This window comes from Microbacterium sp. USHLN272, assembly GCF_037149655.1.
GTDB classification, from domain to species: Bacteria; Actinomycetota; Actinomycetes; order Actinomycetales; family Microbacteriaceae; genus Microbacterium; species Microbacterium galbinum.
Genome location: NZ_JBBCRA010000004.1, coordinates 37,803 through 54,816, shown reverse-complemented (window position 1 = coordinate 54,816; position 17,014 = coordinate 37,803). Strand labels below are relative to the sequence as shown.

The window sequence follows — 17,014 nt, the reverse complement described above, 5'->3', positions numbered from 1 at the left end:
CGTGAGCAGCGCGCTGGTCGTGGAGACCCGAGAGATCGATCCGGTCGAAGACCTCCTGGCATCCGCCTCCCCCTCCCGCCCCCTCGCCTGGCTGCGCCGCGGCGACGGCATCGTGGCCGCCGGCGAGCCCCTGCGCGAGCTGCGTGCCTCGGCCGGAGCGAACGGCCTGCGCAGCGCCGCCCTCGCCACCGCCTGGCGCCGCCTCGCCTCCACCGCGCGCATCGACGACCCGGTCGACCTGCCCGGCACCGGGCTCGTCGCCTTCGGCGCACTCGCGTTCGACGAGCGCTCGTCGAGCGACAGCGTGCTGGTCATCCCCTCGCAGGTGATCGGACGCCACGGCGACCGGTTCTGGCGCACGACCATCGGATACGCCGACGAGAACGCGGATGCCGCCGCCCCGAGCACCGTCGCGGATCACCCGTACGGACCGCACTGGGCCGGCACCGTCGGCCCCGGTGCGCAGACGCCCCAGGGCTACCAGGACTCGGTGCGCCAGGCGCTCGGCCGGATCGCCGCAGGTGAGCTGAGCAAGGTCGTGCTCGCGCGCGACCTCACCGGCAGCATCCCCGCAGGCTCCGACCTGCGCCGTCTCGTGCGCGCGCTGTCGACCGGATACCCCGACACCTGGGCGTTCGCGGTCGACGGATTGATCGGCGCGAGCCCCGAGACCCTCGTCACGGTGCACGAGCGCACGGTCACCGCGCGCGTGCTCGCGGGCACCGCGGGTCGCGGAGCGGATGCCGACGCCGACACCGCCGTCTCGGCCGCCCTCGCTTCGAGCACCAAGGACCTCGACGAACATCAGTACGCGGTGCAGAGCGTGCTCGCCTCGCTGCGCCCGCACACCCGGGCGCTGGCGGCGAGCGAGCAGCCGTTCCTGCTGAAGCTGCCGAACCTGTTCCACCTCGCGACCGACGTGGAGGGCGAGCTGGCGGAGGGCGAATCGGCGCTCGACCTGGTCGGGGCGCTGCATCCGACCGCGGCCGTGGCCGGCACCCCGACGACGATCGCCATCGGCGTGATCCGCGAGCTGGAGCCCTTCGACCGCGGACGCTACGCGGGCCCGGTCGGATGGGTGGATGCCGCGGGCAACGGCGAGTGGGCGATCGCGCTGCGCTGCGCTCAGTTCACCGCGACCGACGACGACATCGCCGTGACCGCTTATGCGGGCGCGGGCATCGTCGCAGGCTCCGACCCCGAGTCGGAGCTGCTCGAGACCCGGGTGAAGTTCCGCCCGCTGGTCGACGCCCTGGCCTGAACGGGCCTCAGCGCCGCCCGCGGGGCTCAACTCGCGGCGAGCCGCTTCTTCTCGACCTCGACGTCGAAGTCGGCGACCGGCCACTGCGGGTCGATGTCCTCCAGCGCCGCGAGCAGCAGTTCCTGCACCGCGAGGCGCGCGTACCATTTGCGGTTCGCGGGTACGACGTGCCAGGGCGCGATCTCGGTCGAGGTGCGCTCGAACACCGTCTGATACGCCCGCATGTACTCGGGCCAGACGAGCCGCTCGTCGACGTCCCCGGGGTTGTACTTCCAGTGCTTGTCGGGGCGCTCGAGACGTTCCATGAGCCGCGACTTCTGCTCTTCGGGCGAGATGTGCAGCATGACCTTCACGATGCGGATGCCGGAGGCCGCGGCATCCGCCTCGAACGCGTTGATCGCGTCGTAGCGCCGCTCGATCTCCTCGGGCGGCGCGAGGGCACGCACGCGCCCGATCAGCACGTCCTCGTAGTGCGAGCGATCGAAGACGCCGATGAACCCGGGCTCGGGCAGCCGCTTCTCGATGCGCCAGAGGAAGTCGTGCGCGCGCTCCTCGTCGGTCGGGGCCTTGAACGCCGCGAGCGAGACGCCCTGCGGGTCGACCCCGCCCACGACGTGCCGCACGATGCCGCCCTTGCCCGCCGAGTCCATGGCCTGCAGCACGAGCAGCACGGCATCCGTCGCGGTACCGGTGCGACTCTCGGCGAACAGGCGCTCCTGCAGATCTTTGAGCGCGACCAGTCCCTCGGCGAGGTCGCGGGCGCCGTCGGCTTTGTGCCCGTGATAGCCGGGCGTGCTCTCGGCATCGACGTCGTCGAGACGGAAGCCGTCGCCGACGCGGAGGGTCTCGGTCCACTGGTGAGCGTTCATCTGCTCATGATGGCCGAGTCGCGGGCTTCCGCGCACGTCTCGATCTGCACCGATCGGTGGGAAATGTCGGTCACCGGGCGGCAGAACCGACGTTTCGCACCGGTCGGTGGGCATGGGCAGCGAGCGGTGGGGCTCTGCGGGCGAGACACTCCGCGGCGAGACGCTCCGCGGGCGCCTAACCTCAGCGCGCGAGCGGAACCTCGATGAGTTGACGGCCGCCGACGGGGCGGGTGAGCACCTGGTCGAGCGCGGTGCGGGTCGTCACGCGCTGGTATTCCCAGCCGTAGGCGAGGGCGAGGTGCTCGAGGCGCACCTGGTGCGGCGTGTAGAACGCGCGGTCGAGGTCGGCGGCCGGGGCGACCTGCGCCACCTCGAGTCCGTCGAAGATCGTGCCCCCGCCGTCGTTTCCGACGATGACCTGCAGACGCGGCTCGGTCTCGTCGGGCGGCAGCAACAGTGCTCCCACATCGTGCAGCAGAGTGAGGTCGCCGAGCAGCACCCGGGTCACGCCCGGCGCTCCCCCCGCCTGGCTCGCGAGGGCGATGCCGGTCGCGGTCGCGATCGTGCCGTCGATGCCCGCGAGCCCGCGGTTGGCGTGCACGGGGATCTTCTTGCCACCGAGCACCGTGTCGGCCACGCGCACGAGACGCGACGACCCGAACACGAGCCGGTCGTGCGGCCACGTCGCCCGCCACACCGCATCGACCAGCAGTTCGCGGTCGAGGGGTCGCCGCACGGCTTCGAGCTCGGCCTTGACGGCGTCGCGTCGGGTCGCGGAGTCGGCGGACGCCAGGCCGTCGTGATCCGGAGCCCGCTCGCTGAGGTCGACGGCCTGCGCGGCGGACGCCTCGAGCCAGGCTCCGAGCCAGGTCCGATCGGCGACACGGTCGTCATCGTTCGACGGCGCGGCGACGACGACGGATGCCGCGGGCCGCGAGCGGTGGTTCAGGTCGAGCTCCTCGCCGCCATGCCGCACCGCGATGACCTCGACCTCGGGCCGTGCGAGGAGCCCCGCGACCTCGCGGCTGAGGGTGGGATGCCCGAGCACGACCGCACGCTCGACGGCGCCGCCGAGATCCGCGCGGCGCAGCAGTGCGCGATAGCCGTGCACGAGATGACGGCCGAAGCGGGCACCCGACACGATCTCGGCGATCAGCGGCCACGACCCGGCGTGGGCGATCTCCTCGGCATCAGGCCCGGCATCCGCTCCGGCGATCACGACCGTGCGGGGTCCGCGCGCGAGCACGACGGCCTCGCCCCGTGCGGGCATCGGAGCTGCGCCGGGAGTGACGGGGGTGACGACCGGTTCGCCCGACAGCGGCTCGCGCGCGGGCAGGTTCAGATGCACGGGGCCCGCGACTCCGGGAAGGCCGTGCGGGGCGTCCGCGCCGAGCGCGAGCGCGACCGCGCGGACGGCGAGGCCCGACCAGTCGTCCCCGGACCCCGACTCACCGGGAACCGGAGCGTCGACGCCCTCACGCACCCAGGGTGCGAACATGCCGGGCTGGGTCGTCGCCTGGTTGGCGCCGATTCCGCGCAGCTCGGGCGGACGATCGGCGGTCAGCAGCAGCAGCGGGACTCCGGCGTGGAACGCCTCCATCGCGGCCGGCAGCAGGTTGGCGGCCGCCGTGCCCGAGGTGCACAGCACCGCCGCCGGTACGCCGGTCTCGCGGGCGAGCCCGAGAGCTGTGAAGCCGGCCACCCGCTCGTCGATGCGCACGTGCACGCGCAGGTCGCCGGTGTCGGCCAGACGCACCGCGGCGAGCGCGAGCGCCTGGGAGCGCGAACCGGGCGAGAGCACGAGGTCGCGCACGCCGTGGGCGACCAGATCGGCGAGGAGGGATGCCGCGGCATCCGTCGCCGGCGACGCGGCCGGACGCGGAAGGGTCACGGGCGGGGCTCGGGCGTCGCCCCGGGAGTGGAGCCGCTGTCGTTGTCGCCGTCGATCTGCGCCTCGTTCGCGGCATCCGTCTCGGCATCGAGGCGTGCGAGTTCTTCTTCGAGACGAGCGATGCGGGCGTCCTGCTCGGTCTTGCTGATGCCGCGCAGGAACATCGGGTCGTCGTCGGGGGCGATCACGCGCGCGGGACCGGGGTCGTTCTTGCGGCGTCGGCCGATCACGAACCAGAGGACCCCGCCGATGACGGGGAGGAGCACGACGATCAGGATCCAGATGCCCTTGCGCACACCACGGTGCCGCGTCGCCGGCTGCACTGCGCAGTCGACGATGCTGAACACCCAGAACACGGCGGCCAGGAAGCCGCCGATGATCAGTAGTCTCGCCACCCCTCCAGTGTAAGCGGGTCGACGGACACGTGGCCCGGCGGGTGCAGAGGACCGCTTGTTAGACTTCGCGCACCATGACGTCGACCCGGTCGCTGACCACCCTCTTCACCGCGCTGGGCCTCGCCCTGCTGCTGGTCGTGGGCGCCTGGTCGACCTCGCACGGCGAGGCCGATGTGCACGCGTCGCTCTGCCTGGCGTCGGGGGCCTCCGCGTCGGATGCCGGAGCCGGAGCGTCGCACCACGAGGAGGTCGCACCGGTCGATGCCTCCTCCTCGCACACCGCGGTGGCGGGCTTCGTCGTGCTCTGGTTCCTCGCACTCCTCGTGCTGCTCGTGCGGATGCTGCGGCGCGGCCCCGGCATCCGGCTCCCGCGTGCGAGCCTCGCCGTCGCCGCGCCACGCGCCGGTCCCCGCCCGTCGCGCACCGCCCTCACCCTCACCGAGCTCTCGATCTCCCGCACCTGAGCGACGACGCGTCGATCCGGCCGCTGCCCGCGGCATCCTCGTCCGTCGTTCCTCTTTCGCTCGTGTCTGGAGACACCCATGTTCGCCACACCCTCTCGCCCCCCTCAGAAGCCCCGCCTGACCACGCCCGTCAAGGCGACCCTCATCGCTCTCGCCGTCGCCGTCGTGCTCGCGATCGCCGGCATCGTCTACGCCATCACCCAGCAGGCGCCCGCGCCCGACGTCGCCGAAGACGGCACCCTGCAGACCACCCGGGCAGACTCGCACGTGCTCGACGACGGCGGGACGGATGCCGTGACCGTCGTCGAGTTCCTCGACTTCGAGTGCGAGGCGTGCGGCGCCTTCTACCCGATCGTCGAAGACCTGCGTGCGCAGTACGACGGCGAGATCACCTACGTGGTGCGGTACTTCCCGCTGCCCGGTCACATCAACTCGACACAGGCGGCTCTGGCGGCCGAGGCGGCGGCGCAGCAGGATCGCTTCGAGGACATGTACCACCGACTGTTCGAGACCCAGCAGGAGTGGAGTCACGCGACGGGCGAGACGCCCGCGGTGTTCCGCGCGATGGCCGAATCCCTCGGGCTCGACATGGCGGCCTACGACGCGGCGATCGCCGACCCCGCGACGCTCGCCCGGATCCAGGCCGACAAGACCGACGGCGAGTCGCTCGGCATCACCAGCACTCCGTCGTTCTTCGTCGACGGCACGTACGTGCAGCTGCAGGAATGGGACGACCTGGAGGAGGCCGTCACCCGGGCCGTCGAGGGCTGACGGTCCGGACCGGCGGCCAGAGCGAGCCCACCACCTTCGCTACGCTCGCTCGCATGGACATCTCCTCCGCTCTCACGGTCACCCACAACGCCCGCAGCCTCGAGGGGATCGCCACCTCCGACGGCGCGGTGATCGCCCCCGGCATCCTGTTCCGATCGGATGCCCTGGCGAGCCTGACCGACGAAGGCCTGCGGGCGCTGGCCGACCTCGGCATCGGCACGGTGATCGATCTGCGCACCGACGCCGAGCGCACCCGCGCCGCGGACCTGCTGCCCGACGACGGCAGCGTGACGCTCGTGCCGCTGTCGGTGCAGGGCGGGGCGATGGACGAGATGGTGCAGAAGCTGCTGCCCGCGAGCGGGCAGCACGCGCTGACGGACGAGCAGATGGCGGCGGTGCTCGATCAGGTGCCGACGCTGGAGGACCTGTACGTCGCCATCCTGGCCGCGAGCGCTCCGCAGTTCGCGACCGTGGCGCGCGCGGTGCTCGATGCCGCGGGCACCGACCGGCCGGGCGTGCTGTTCCACTGCACGGCGGGCAAGGACCGCACGGGCCTGGCCGCGGCGATCCTGCTGTCGGTCGCCGGGGTGCCGCGCGAGGCGATCGTCGAGGACTACACGCAGACCGGCACGAACCTCGCGCGCGGCTTCGCCGCCTCGCTCACGCAGCTCATCACCGCGATCGGGGTGCCGCTGACGCCGCGCCTGCGCACGCTCGCCACCGAGTCACCGGCTCCGGCGATCGAGGCCGCGCTGGACTGGATCACCACCGAGCACGGCGGCGCGACGGGGTACCTGCGCAGCGGTGGGATGACCGACGACGAGATCGCCGGTCTTCGTCGGGTGCTCCGGGGAGAGTAAGCCTCCCCGAAGGACCTATCCGAAGTCGACCCGGAGGATGCGGTCGTCGCCATCCCGAGGATCGCCGCGACCGTCGGTGTTGTTCGTGAGCACCCAGACCGATCCGTCGGGGGCGGCGACCGCATCGCGCAGGCGTCCGTACTCGCCGCGCTGCTCGCCGCCGTGCAGCTCGAACGCCGTTCCGGTGTCGGCGAGCGGAACGATCCGCAGACGTTCGCCCCGCAGGTTCGCGATCACGATCTCATCCGCCGCCACCGCGATACCGCTCGGACTCGCGGTCGACGGCGACCACTGCTGCACCGGGTCGACGAAGCCCTCGCGGTCGGCGATGCCCTCGACGGTCGGCCACCCGTAGTTCTCGCCCGCGACGATCACGTTGAGCTCGTCCCAGGTGTCCTGCCCGAACTCGCTCGCGTACATCGTGCCGTCCTCGGCCCAGGCGATGCCCTGCGGGTTCCGGTGGCCGAGCGTGTAGACCGCCGAGCCCGGGATCGGGTTGTCGTCGGGAACGGCGCCCTCGGGGGTGAGCCGGAGGATCTTGCCCGACAGCGCGTCGGGGTCCTGCGCGCTCTCGCGATCGCCGGCGTCGCCGGTCGTGGCGTACAGCATCCCGTCGGGGCCGAAGGCGATGCGGCCGCCGTTGTGGTTGCCGGCCGCCGGGATGCCGTCGATCACCGTCGCGGCATCTCCCAGCGAGAGCGCGCCCGGGTCGCCGAGCAGATCGCGGCGCTCGATGCGGTTCTCGGGCGCTCCGCCGTCGCCGGCGTCGGCCGTGAGGTACGTGTAGAGCTGATCCTCGTGCACGGCGATGCCGAGGAGCCCGCCCTCACCGCCCGCCCGCACTCCCTCGATGCGGCCCACCTCGCGCGCGCCACCCGTCGCCGTGATCTCGACGATCCGTGCGCTGTCGCGCTCGCTCACCAGCGCCGTCTCTCCGTGGAAGGCGATGGACCAGGGCGCGTCGAGTCCCGAGGCGACGACGGACGTGAGGATCGTCGCGGCCTCGGACTCGGCCGACTCCGGTGTCGGGACCGGGGTCGGGGATGCGCATCCGGCCAGCGCGACGGCAGACACGACCAGGAGGGCGGTGGCGGTCCGGCGCGAGAGGAGCATGTCTCCCATCCAACCCTCTCGCGTCAGATGGAGGAAGACCCGGAGGGGCGCTGATCGCTACGCTGAGCGCATGCACGCAGAGCCGAACGCCTCGTCGACACCCGTGCGGTCCTCGGCGCTCTCCGTCGTGAGACGGATGCCGGCGACGTTGACGTTCATCGCGCTGATCCTCGTCGTCGGCGTGGTGTGGCAGGGACTCTGGACCCCCTTCGAGAAGTCCGCGCTGTTCGAGACCGTCGCCTACGGGCTCCCCAATCTCGCCGACGGCAAGTGGTGGACGCCGCTGACCGGCACGTTCTTCGTGAACGAACCGTGGGTGTACATCTTCACGATCTCGGGCTTCTGGGGCATGGCGTACCTCGAGTACCGTCGCGGGTCTCGCGTCGCCCTCGCCTACTACGCGATCGGGCAGCTGTTCGCGATCTTCGCCACCGCCCTCCTGCTGTTCGTGCTCTCGCAGTTCCCGTGGGCGTGGGCGACGGCCCAGGCGCAGGCGCTCGACGTCGGGGCATCCGGCGGCACCATGGCGTGCATCGCGGCGGCCGTCGGCCTGTTCCGCCCGCCGTGGCGCGTGCGCGGCTGGTTGATCCTGCTCGGCTTCGTGTTCGTCGCCATGCTGTTCTGGGGCAAGGTCGCCGACCTCGAGCACCTGCTCGCCGTGCTGCTGATCCTGGTGGTCGACCGCTCGCTGCGCGTACGACGCACGACGGTGCGCGAGCAGCGGCTCATCGCGGTGATGGCGATCCTCGTGCTCGGCGCGGTCGAGATCATCACGACCCTGGTGCCCACCGACGGACCGTTCGGCCCCACCGATCCGGCCTCGGGCGGTTTCATCGACCTGGCGATCGACCTGGTCGTGATCCTCGTGCTCGTGAACGGCTTGCGTCGCGGACGCCGCTGGTCGTGGGTGCTCGCCGTGCTCCTCGGCATCTTCAACGTGCTGATCGCCGCCCTCGTGCTGACGCTCATCATCCTCACGAGTCAGGCCGAGCTCGACATCCGCTGGGACGGCGAGACCGAGCTCGCGCTCGCCAACGGGTTCCTCTGGGTCGTCGTGCTCGTCTACCTCGTGTGGGTGCGGCGCGCGTTCCGCGCCAAACGGCGCTCGCCCCTCGGCATCCTGCCCACGCCGACCGTCGACGACGTCAAGGCCGATCTGCGCGCGCACGGCGGCGGCACGCTGTCGTGGATGACGACCTGGGAGGGCAACAGCTACGCCCGGGTGGCCGGAGGCGTGGTCGCGTACCAGCGCCGCAACGGAGTCGCCCTCGCGCTCGCCGACCCGATCGGCCCCGCGGATGCGCGGGCCGACGCGGCCGGGGAATTCATCCGCACGGCCGAGCAGGCCGGCCTCGTTCCGTGCTTCTTCAGTGCGGATGCCGCGACCCTCGCCGCCGTGCCGTCGACGTGGCGCAGCATCGTCGTCGCCGACGACACGATCGTCGATCTGCCGGGACTGGAGTTCACGGGCAAGCAGTGGGCATCGGTGCGCACCTCGCTGAACCGAGCGGGTCGCGAAGACATGACGTTCCGGATGACGCGGCTCGGCGACGAGTCGTGGGGCGTGAAGCAGCAGCTGCGCGCGATCTCGGAGGCGTGGGTCGGCGACAAGGATCTGCCCGAGATGCGCTTCACCCTCGGCACGCTCGAGGAGGCCGAGGACCCGGAGGTGCGGATCGCCCTGGCACTCGCGCCCAACGGCGACGTCGACGGCTTCCTGTCGTGGCTGCCGGTGTACGGCGCGGGCGGCCGGGTGCGCGGCTGGACCCTCGATCTGATGCGCCGACGCGAGGGCGGGTTCGCACCCGTGATGGAGTACCTGATCGGCGCCTCGGCGAAGCAGTTCTCCGAGGAGGGCGCCGAGATCATGTCGCTCTCGGGAGCGCCGCTCGCCCACGACTATCCGCCGGACGCCGGGATGATCGCCGCGTTGAGTGACCGCCTCGCCGACGCCCTCGAACCGGTGTACGGCTTCGGTTCGCTGCACCGCTTCAAGCAGAAGTTCCACCCCCGCTACGAGACCATGTACCTGCTGTTCCGCGACGAGAGCGACCTCACCCGGATCGGTGGCGCGCTGACCCGGGCGTTCCTGCCCGATGCGACGCTGCGGCAGTTCGCCGGGGCGGGGCTGGAGCTCGTGCGGGGCGGCAAGGACTAACCCGGCGCCGGTCCGGCGCTCCTCGGGAGCGCCCGATGCCGACCCCGCGCGCGGCTAACGTCGGGCGTCCGATTCGTCAACCCGGTCGACCTCTCCCCTCTCGTTTCCTAGCGTCGTGTGGACCGACGACCGATGAAGGAGAAGTCATGAGCGAACACACGCTGACCGAGATCCTGCAGGGTTCGGGGCCCTGGACCACCGCCTACGTCGACGGCACGGGCGAGCTGCCGCAGGTCGAGGAGGGAGCCCGCCACCAGGCCGTGCGCGACCAGCTGATCGACGAGGTCGGAGCACCGGAAGACGACGCCGCGGCCATCGAGACCGCCCTCGGCCAGCGCAACGGACTGCCGAGTCCGTCGGCCCGCGTCGTGATCGCCCGCGACGGAGAGACGGTGCTCGATCGCAGCTTCATCGGAGCGCGCCTCGGCCCGGAGCGCCTCGAGCACGGCGCCCTGCCGTCGATCCTCCCCCTCCTGCGCCACACGGCGTCGGAGACCCGCTACCTCGTCGTCGAGACGAGCCGCGACGGCGCCGACATCCGCCTCGAGACCTCGGGACGCGGCGGCAGCGAGCGCGAGACCGAGATCGAGGGCGACACCGACGAGATCTCGAAGGTGCGCACGGGCGGCCTGGGAGACGCGAAGTACCAGAACTACGTCGAGAACGTCTGGAAGCAGAACCAGAAGGATGTCGCGGCCGCACTGAGCGCACTCATCCGCGAGGAGCGGCCCGCGTTCGTCGCGGTGTCGGGCGATGTGCGCGCACGACAGCTGCTGGCCGAGGAGCTCACGGGCGACGAGCGCGCGCTGCTCGTCGACGTCGATGCGAACACCCGGGCCGACGGTGCCGATCGCACGGCGCTCGACGACACGATCGCCCGCGAGATCGACGAGCGCCGCCGTCGGGAGATCGCCGACGTGCGCGACCGTGCAGCCGCCGACGACGGCTCGGGTGGTGCCGAAGGCTTCCCGGCGGTCATCGAGGCTCTGCAGCAGGCCCGCGTCGACACTCTCGTGCTCGACGGGCGCCTGCTCGACGACGAGCGCACGCTGATCGCTCTCGACGGCCCGCCGTGGGTGGTGACCGACGTGGCGCAGCGCCTGAACACGCAGGTGCTGGGAAGCATCCGCGCCGCCGAGGCGCTCGCGCGCGCCGCCCTGCTCACCGACGCCCGCGTGCTGATCGAGGACGACGAGTACGAGGCGTCAGACGACCGCCGCGAGGAGCGCCCCGTGCGCGAGCCGATCGCCTCGCTGCGGTGGGCGGATGCCGGGGCGGACGCCGATCCGAGCTGACGCGCACCGCACGCCGCATACGAAGAGAGGACGCGGACCCGATCGTGGGCCCGCGTCCTCTCTTCGTGTGCGGTGTGGCGTCGCTTCCGCGGATCAGGCGCGGAAGAACGGGATCGCCAGGGCGGGCCGGTGCACGACCCGCTCGGAGATCACCGTTCCGCGGATGAGGGTGACCAGGCAGTAGATCCCGATTCCGATGATGAGCAACCCGGGGACGGCGATCCAGCCCGAGGGGTCGCCGCCGTCGCTGTAGCCGTACTCGTCGTACGAGCGCGGCCGCGCCGTCCCGACGCCGATCGTGATGAGGAGGACGAAGAGCACGATGAGGTACAGCACGTAGCTGAGTGCCCAGTTCGCCGCCCAGCGCGCGTTCTCACGCACGATCGGATGCGGCGAGCGCATCGCGGACGACCGCTGCACGATCCCGACGATCGCGGCGACGATCGCACCGACGTACGGGATGTACACGAGGAACAGCAGTGCCCAATAGCGACGACCGCTGATCGGCGGGTAGCCGTAGGGGGCGTAGCCGGGGGCCGGATAACCGGGAGCGGGGTAGCCGGTCGGAGCCTGGCCGTACGGCGGTTGAGCAGGCGCCTGGCCGTACGCGGGCTGCCCCGGGTACGGCGCCGGAGCCTGACCGTACGGCGGCTGCGCCGGAGCCTGACCGTACGGCGGCTGCGCCGGAGCCTGACCGTACGGCGGCTGCGCCGGGAGCGAGTATCCGGCGGGCGGCTGGTAGCCCGCCGGCGGCTGAGGCGCGGCGGGAGGTTCGGGCGGCTGGACGGCGTCGTTCTCTTCGGTCATCTGTCACTCCCAAGGTCGGAACCGCGCTCCCCCTGAGCGGGCCAGCGACCATCATCGCAGAGACCGCGCGCACCCGCCGACAGCTGTGGACGGGTCAGACGTCGCGCGGCCGCTGACGCAGCTGCTTCACATCGGTGCGGCGCTGCTTGGCCTTCAGCCGCCGCTCCTTCGATCCACGACTGGGCTTCGTCGGGCGTCGGGGAGGCGCAGGCGGGCGGATGGCCTCGGCGACGAGCGCGGCCAGCCGCTCCCGCGCCGCCTCGCGGTTTCGCAGTTGCGCCCGGTGCTCGGATGCCGCGATCGTGAGCACGCCGTTCACCAGCCGGCCGGCCAGCCTCTCGAGGATCCGCTCCCGCTGCACCGGGGAGAGCTGCGCGGAGTTCACGGCATCCCACACCAACTCCACGCGGGAGTCCGCCGTGTTCACGCCCTGCCCGCCCGGCCCCGAGGAGCGGGAGAACCGCCACGACAGCTCGGACTCGGGGATCGTGAGACCCGACGAGACCCGGAGGCCGGGGCGAGCAGAGGTGGACATGGCATCCATCATCCCCCGATCGGCGTCATCCCGCGATCGGCGCGGGAGCAGCGGCATCCTGCTCGTCGATCCGCTCACCGAGCGCGCCGGCCGCCTCCTTCTTCGCGGTGTTGGCGATGTGCGCGCGGCCGACGACGATCGCGGCGACGCCCATGAGCGCGACGCCCAGCCAGTAGGGCGCGGCGTGGCTGATGCCGGCGTAGAGCGCGGCGGCGATGAGCGGGGCGAGCGTGCCCATCGCGGCGTTGAGCGACTGCGTCACGCCCCCCAGCCAGCCCTGCTCGTCATCGCCCACGGCGTTCGACATCGCGCCGTCCATCGCGGCGGTCGCGGCGCCCTGGCCTGCGGCGAGCATCAGCGCACCGACGATGAACACCCAGGGCTGCGCGAGCACGGACGCGACGATCGCGAGACCGGTGAGACCGATCGCCTGGGCGACGATTCCGCTGACGATCACGCCGCGCTCGCCGATACGGGGCAGCAGGATGCCCAGCAGCACACCCTGGATGAGGATGTCGATGATGCCGACGGCCGCGGTGAGCAGCCCGATCTGCGTGGGTCCCCACTGGATCGAGTCGAGGGCGAGCACGCTGAAGTTGTTGACGAAGAACCCGAACGGCAGGGCGAGCAGCGCGAAGCCGATGAGGAGTCCGCGCAGCTCGCGGCGGGCGAAGGCATTGCGGAAGACGGCGAACGGTTGCACGTCGCGGGCCGCGATGCGCGCGATGCGGTTCTCGGGCGCGAGGCTCTCGGGCAGCAGGAACATGCTGAGGATCGCGATCGTCAGGCCGACGGCGGCGGTCACGAAGACGGGCAGCTGCAGGCTGACCGCGGCGAGGAGTCCCCCGACCGCCGGGCCCACCATCATGCCGATGCCCGAGAGGGCACCGAGCAGACCGAAGCGCTGTGCGCGCTTCTCGGGCGGGGTGATGTCTGCGAGGTAGGCGAAGAGTGCGGGCAGATCGCCGGCGGTCAGCCCCTGGATGACGCGCGCGAGCACGAGCACCCACAGCGCGCCGCCGATCCCGAACAGCGCCATCGAGAGCGCGGCTCCGAAGGCGGCGGCGATGATGACGGGCCTCCGACCGAAGCGGTCGGAGAGGCGGCCGAGGAACGGGGCGACGAGGAAGGCGCACAGGCCGTTGATCGCCTCGAGCACCCCGACCCAGATGGCGAGGTCGCTCTCGTGCGACACGTACTGCAGCACGACGAAGGGGAGCACGGGAAGGACGACCGTCATGCCGATGACGGTGAGCATCGTCAGGACGATGAGCATGATCCAGGCGCGGTTCGTGGAGCGCGCGGAGAGGAGAGAGGGTGAAGTCATACCGAAAGTGTATCCATACCAGTTTTGGTGTCAAGCCAGTTTTGGATCGAGTTCGCGATAGGGTGGAGGCATGACCGGAACGAACCCCCTCGGCCGGCGGGAGCGCAAGAAGGCGGCGACCCGCAAGAACATCTCGGATGTCGCGACGATGATGTTCCTCGAACGCGGATTCGACGACGTCAGCATCCGCGAGATCGCCGACGCGGCCGATGTCTCGCCCACCACCGTCTTCGCGCACTTCCCGCAGAAGGAGGCGCTCGTCTTCGACGAGGACGACGAGCAGCGCGACCGCCTCGTGGGCGCCGTGCGCGACCGTGCGGACGGCAGCACGATCAACCGCGCGATCCGCGACTTCTACGCCGCCGAGATCGGCGCGAACCTCGACGAGCACGGCGAGGACGTCGCGCGCATCTTCCTGCGATTCCTCAACGAGACCCCGGCGCTGCGCGACTACGCCGCCAAGATGTGGCTGCGCCACGAGGACGCGCTGGCGGATGCGATCGCCGACGAGCTCGGCCTCGACGCCCCGACGCCCGAGATCCGCGTCTACGCACGTTTCGTGCTGCAGCTGCAGCTACTCATCACCGACAGCGACGACCAGCTCGCCACCCTCGACGCCGGGTTCGTCGTGCTCGAGCACGGATGGGGCCGGGTCGAGCAGCGCCTTGTGGGCTCGGCGCACGACCCTCGATAGTGGAGACGGAAGGGAGTCCCGCATGACGCACCACGCCGCCCACATCCGCGCGTTCTCCGAGAGCGCCGACTTCGACTTCGAGATCCGCAGCGTCCTCGGCGCGAGCGTGGAGGGCGCCGCGGAACCGGGCGAGGTCCTCGCCGCCGTCGCCGGCATCCGCAACGGCGAGCACGAGGCCTGGTTCGACGCCTGGAAGGGTCTGGCCGACCGCACGGTCGCCACGGCATCCGCGAGCGCGGAGGCGGGGCACCCGGTGAGCGCGGCATCCGCCTACCTGCGCGCCTCGGCGTACTACGGGGTCGCGGTCAACGCGGCGAGCGCACTCGCCGACCCGGATGCGATGGCACCGACGTTCGCGAAGCAGGAGGCCGCCTGGCGCGGATTCGTGACGCACACCTCGACCGTGGTCGACGACGTCACGATCCCGTGCGGCGGCGGGACCCTGCCCGGATGGTTCTTCCGCCCCGCGCCGGCACCGGAGGGCGCGACGCCCCCGACGCTGGTGGCCGTCAACGGCAGCGACGGCTCGCGCGCCTCCCTCTACGCGGCCGCCGTCGCGCCCGCCCTGCGCCGCGGATACAACGTGCTCGTCTTCGACGGTCCCGGCCAGCAGTCGGAGCTCTTCGAGAAGGACGTGCCGTTCCGCCCCGACTGGGAGCACGTGCTCACCCCGGTCTTCGACACGGTCGCCCGCCTCGACGGCGTGGATGCGATGCGCATCGCGGTCTACGGCATCAGCCAGGGCAGCTACTGGGTGGCGCGCGCCCTCGCCTTCGAGGACCGTTTCGCCGCTGCGATCACCGACCCCGGGCTCGTCGACGTCTCGACCTCGTGGACCGGGCACCTCCCGCACGGGCTGCTGAAGCTGCTCGACGAGGGGCAGGTCGAGAAGTTCGACCGCGAGATGGAGCTCGGCCTCAAGCTCTCCCCCGAGACCGCGCGCACCTGGCGCTTCCGCGCACGCCCCTACGGCACGCGAGGCTACGGCGAGACGATCCAGGCCGTGCGTCAGTACTCGGTCGCCGACATCGCCGCCGAGATCACGACCCCGCTGCTGATCCTCTCCCCCGAGAACGAGCAGTTCTGGCCCGGCCAGGCCGACCGGCTCGCCGCACTGACGCCCGGCGTGTCGACGGTCGTGCGCTTCACCGAGGCGGAGGGCGCCGATGGGCATTGCCAGCCGCTCGGCCGCACGATCACGGCGCAGCGGATGTTCGACTGGTTGGACGAGCGGCTCGGGTGACGCCCACCCGACAATCTGTTACCTTGGGTAATGATTACCTGAGGTAAGGATATATCGGATGCTTCTGCTCGACCGCCTGCTCCTGATCGCCGACCTGTTCGAACGCGACATGGCGCGCGCGTTCGCGGGCACCGCGCTGTCGAGCGCGCGCATGGCCGTGCTGTGGACCGTGCATCACGCGGGCCCCGTGCCGCAGCAGGCGGTCGCCGAGGCCCTGCACGTCTCTGCGCGGAACGTCAGCGCGCTCGTGGATGCCCTCGAAAGCGCCGGCTACGTGCGGCGCGCGACGCACCCCACCGACCGGCGGGCGGTCCTCATCGAACTCACCGATACGGGCGCGCACCTCATGGAGACCACGACGCGGGAGCACCGCGAGCTGAGCGCCGTGCTGCTCGACGCCGTCGACGCCGATGACCGACCCGCTCTCGAACGCGGACTCGACGCCATCAGCGACCGGTTGGCGGCACTGATGGCCGAGGCATCCGAAACCGAGGACGACCGTGACTGAGGCGCTGCACCGTATCGGCTCGATCGCCCGGCGCGCCCTCGTCGTCGAACTGCGCATCTACGAGAGCATCGGCCGCGCGATCGCCCGCCGCCCGGCGATCCCCGCCGGGGCGACCGGGTTCCGCTACCACCAGCCGGTGCAGACCATCCTGATCGTCTTCATCGTGCTGTCGGCCGTGGAGATCCCGATCATCGATCTCATCGTGCACCCCTGGCCTGCCGTGCGGATCTTCTTCCTCGTGCTGGGGATCTGGGGACTCACCTGGATGATCGGGCTGCTCTGCGGCTTCTTCACCCGCCCCCTCGCCGTCGGACCGGACGGCATCCTCGTGCGCGAAGGTCTCGAGGTCTCGATCGCTCTCCCCTGGGACGACATCGCCTCGGTCGCCCGCGTCCGCGTCGTCGACGAGCCGAAGTCGCCGCGTCTCACACTCGACGCCGGGCGGAGCGTCCTCTCGCTGCGCATGCAGGACGAGACGAACGTCGAGGTCGAGCTCGAACGCCCGCTGCGCGTGACCCTGCCCGGTCGGCGTCCGAAGGGCGGCGCGCACGACATCGAGGTGGTGCGACTGTGGGTCGACGATCCGGACGGCTTCCTCAGCGCCGTGCGCGTGTGCATCCCCTGAGCATCGGCGACCACGCGACGGGGGCCGCGAATCGGGAGAAGTGGACGCGACGGCGGGAGTCGAACCCGCAACGCCATCAGATATGAGCTGAGGCCCGGGACCGCCCGGATCGCCGCGATGGCACTGAGGTTACCCGGCCGTGATCGTCAAAGCGAGGACATTCCTCGAAGTGACACTCGACTACTTCGTATGACGTCA

At 71.3% G+C, this 17,014-nt stretch carries 17 protein-coding genes and 1 tRNA gene; 10 read left to right on the top strand and 8 right to left on the bottom strand.

Annotated features, from left to right (window positions below):
• Position 1 precedes the first annotated feature (1 nt).
• On the top strand, positions 2-1,261 hold the full coding sequence (locus tag WFJ97_RS15895; RefSeq protein ID WP_336642215.1) for an isochorismate synthase: 1,260 nt from the start codon (positions 2-4) through the stop codon (positions 1,259-1,261).
• A 26-nt stretch (positions 1,262-1,287) separates the two neighbouring features.
• On the opposite strand, the gene WFJ97_RS15890 is transcribed toward WFJ97_RS15895, so the two are convergent.
• The 3 genes from WFJ97_RS15890 to WFJ97_RS15880 form a co-directional block, all read right to left on the bottom strand.
• A complete protein-coding gene (locus WFJ97_RS15890; protein WP_336642214.1) occupies positions 1,288-2,130 on the bottom strand; it encodes a PPK2 family polyphosphate kinase in 843 nt (280 codons plus the stop codon).
• A 181-nt stretch (positions 2,131-2,311) separates the two neighbouring features.
• Entirely contained in the window at positions 2,312-4,021 is a 1,710-nt protein-coding gene (gene menD / locus WFJ97_RS15885; protein WP_336642213.1) for a 2-succinyl-5-enolpyruvyl-6-hydroxy-3-cyclohexene-1-carboxylic-acid synthase, read from the bottom strand.
• Complete coding sequence (locus tag WFJ97_RS15880) at positions 4,018-4,416, bottom strand: PLD nuclease N-terminal domain-containing protein (protein ID WP_247956762.1); 399 nt, start codon at positions 4,414-4,416, stop codon at positions 4,018-4,020. The genes menD and WFJ97_RS15880 overlap by 4 nt, the downstream gene beginning before the upstream one ends.
• A gap of 74 nt (positions 4,417-4,490) precedes the next feature.
• Between WFJ97_RS15880 and WFJ97_RS15875 the strand changes: the two genes are divergently transcribed.
• The 3 genes from WFJ97_RS15875 to WFJ97_RS15865 all read left to right on the top strand — a co-directional run bounded on the left by WFJ97_RS15875 (position 4,491) and on the right by WFJ97_RS15865 (position 6,511).
• Positions 4,491-4,880, top strand: a complete 390-nt coding sequence (locus WFJ97_RS15875) for a hypothetical protein (RefSeq protein ID WP_336642212.1) — start codon at positions 4,491-4,493, stop codon at positions 4,878-4,880.
• A gap of 78 nt (positions 4,881-4,958) precedes the next feature.
• Positions 4,959-5,651 (top strand): DsbA family protein, encoded by a 693-nt coding sequence (locus WFJ97_RS15870; protein ID WP_336642211.1) that lies wholly within the window; start codon positions 4,959-4,961, stop codon positions 5,649-5,651.
• Between the two features lie 53 nt (positions 5,652-5,704).
• Positions 5,705-6,511: a tyrosine-protein phosphatase gene (locus tag WFJ97_RS15865; protein ID WP_336642210.1), complete on the top strand. Its 807-nt coding sequence runs from the start codon at positions 5,705-5,707 to the stop codon at positions 6,509-6,511.
• Between the two features lie 15 nt (positions 6,512-6,526).
• Here the strand turns inward: WFJ97_RS15865 and WFJ97_RS15860 are convergent, their stop codons facing one another.
• The gene (locus WFJ97_RS15860; RefSeq protein WP_336642240.1) at positions 6,527-7,624 is read right to left on the bottom strand and encodes a PQQ-dependent sugar dehydrogenase; all 1,098 of its coding nucleotides are present in this window, start codon (positions 7,622-7,624) and stop codon (positions 6,527-6,529) included.
• A 70-nt stretch (positions 7,625-7,694) separates the two neighbouring features.
• On the opposite strand from WFJ97_RS15860, the gene WFJ97_RS15855 reads away from it, so the two are divergent.
• Positions 7,695-9,782, top strand: coding sequence for a bifunctional lysylphosphatidylglycerol flippase/synthetase MprF (locus WFJ97_RS15855; protein ID WP_336642209.1), 2,088 nt, complete (start codon positions 7,695-7,697; stop codon positions 9,780-9,782).
• A gap of 146 nt (positions 9,783-9,928) precedes the next feature.
• Positions 9,929-11,077, top strand: coding sequence for a baeRF2 domain-containing protein (locus WFJ97_RS15850; RefSeq protein WP_336642208.1), 1,149 nt, complete (start codon positions 9,929-9,931; stop codon positions 11,075-11,077).
• Between the two features lie 93 nt (positions 11,078-11,170).
• On the opposite strand, the gene WFJ97_RS15845 is transcribed toward WFJ97_RS15850, so the two are convergent.
• From WFJ97_RS15845 to WFJ97_RS15835, 3 genes are all read right to left on the bottom strand, one after another.
• Positions 11,171-11,884, bottom strand: coding sequence for a DUF4870 domain-containing protein (locus WFJ97_RS15845; RefSeq protein ID WP_336642207.1), 714 nt, complete (start codon positions 11,882-11,884; stop codon positions 11,171-11,173).
• A 94-nt stretch (positions 11,885-11,978) separates the two neighbouring features.
• Positions 11,979-12,419 (bottom strand): alternative ribosome rescue aminoacyl-tRNA hydrolase ArfB, encoded by a 441-nt coding sequence (gene arfB / locus WFJ97_RS15840; RefSeq protein WP_336642206.1) that lies wholly within the window; start codon positions 12,417-12,419, stop codon positions 11,979-11,981.
• Between the two features lie 25 nt (positions 12,420-12,444).
• The gene (locus WFJ97_RS15835) at positions 12,445-13,746 is read right to left on the bottom strand and encodes an MFS transporter (RefSeq protein WP_336642205.1); all 1,302 of its coding nucleotides are present in this window, start codon (positions 13,744-13,746) and stop codon (positions 12,445-12,447) included.
• Between the two features lie 70 nt (positions 13,747-13,816).
• Here WFJ97_RS15835 and WFJ97_RS15830 point away from each other — a divergent pair, with 70 nt between their 5' ends.
• From WFJ97_RS15830 to WFJ97_RS15815, 4 genes are read left to right on the top strand one after another with little or no spacing between them, the layout of a single operon-like run.
• On the top strand, positions 13,817-14,440 hold the full coding sequence (locus WFJ97_RS15830; RefSeq protein ID WP_247625210.1) for a TetR/AcrR family transcriptional regulator: 624 nt from the start codon (positions 13,817-13,819) through the stop codon (positions 14,438-14,440).
• A gap of 22 nt (positions 14,441-14,462) precedes the next feature.
• On the top strand, positions 14,463-15,683 hold the full coding sequence (locus WFJ97_RS15825; protein WP_336642204.1) for an alpha/beta hydrolase family protein: 1,221 nt from the start codon (positions 14,463-14,465) through the stop codon (positions 15,681-15,683).
• 58 nt (positions 15,684-15,741) lie between these two features.
• On the top strand, positions 15,742-16,191 hold the full coding sequence (locus WFJ97_RS15820) for a MarR family winged helix-turn-helix transcriptional regulator (RefSeq protein ID WP_336642203.1): 450 nt from the start codon (positions 15,742-15,744) through the stop codon (positions 16,189-16,191).
• A complete protein-coding gene (locus WFJ97_RS15815; protein WP_336642202.1) occupies positions 16,184-16,816 on the top strand; it encodes a hypothetical protein in 633 nt (210 codons plus the stop codon). The genes WFJ97_RS15820 and WFJ97_RS15815 overlap by 8 nt, the downstream gene beginning before the upstream one ends.
• Before the next feature lie 41 nt (positions 16,817-16,857).
• On the opposite strand, the gene WFJ97_RS15810 is transcribed toward WFJ97_RS15815, so the two are convergent.
• Positions 16,858-16,933 (bottom strand) — tRNA-Met (locus tag WFJ97_RS15810).
• Positions 16,934-17,014: the final 81 nt, after the last annotated feature.

Coding starts and splice junctions, on each gene's coding strand:
- WFJ97_RS15870 (WP_336642211.1), top strand. CDS start 4,959: ATGTTCGCCACACCCTCTCGCCCCCCTCAGAAGCCCCGCCTGACCACG.
- WFJ97_RS15825 (WP_336642204.1), top strand. CDS start 14,463: ATGACGCACCACGCCGCCCACATCCGCGCGTTCTCCGAGAGCGCCGAC.
- WFJ97_RS15820 (WP_336642203.1), top strand. CDS start 15,742: ATGCTTCTGCTCGACCGCCTGCTCCTGATCGCCGACCTGTTCGAACGC.
- WFJ97_RS15835 (WP_336642205.1), bottom strand. CDS start 13,746: ATGACTTCACCCTCTCTCCTCTCCGCGCGCTCCACGAACCGCGCCTGG.
- WFJ97_RS15865 (WP_336642210.1), top strand. CDS start 5,705: ATGGACATCTCCTCCGCTCTCACGGTCACCCACAACGCCCGCAGCCTC.
- WFJ97_RS15845 (WP_336642207.1), bottom strand. CDS start 11,884: ATGACCGAAGAGAACGACGCCGTCCAGCCGCCCGAACCTCCCGCCGCG.
- WFJ97_RS15830 (WP_247625210.1), top strand. CDS start 13,817: ATGACCGGAACGAACCCCCTCGGCCGGCGGGAGCGCAAGAAGGCGGCG.
- WFJ97_RS15850 (WP_336642208.1), top strand. CDS start 9,929: ATGAGCGAACACACGCTGACCGAGATCCTGCAGGGTTCGGGGCCCTGG.
- arfB (WP_336642206.1), bottom strand. CDS start 12,419: ATGTCCACCTCTGCTCGCCCCGGCCTCCGGGTCTCGTCGGGTCTCACG.
- WFJ97_RS15855 (WP_336642209.1), top strand. CDS start 7,695: ATGCACGCAGAGCCGAACGCCTCGTCGACACCCGTGCGGTCCTCGGCG.
- WFJ97_RS15890 (WP_336642214.1), bottom strand. CDS start 2,130: ATGAACGCTCACCAGTGGACCGAGACCCTCCGCGTCGGCGACGGCTTC.
- WFJ97_RS15875 (WP_336642212.1), top strand. CDS start 4,491: ATGACGTCGACCCGGTCGCTGACCACCCTCTTCACCGCGCTGGGCCTC.
- WFJ97_RS15860 (WP_336642240.1), bottom strand. CDS start 7,624: ATGCTCCTCTCGCGCCGGACCGCCACCGCCCTCCTGGTCGTGTCTGCC.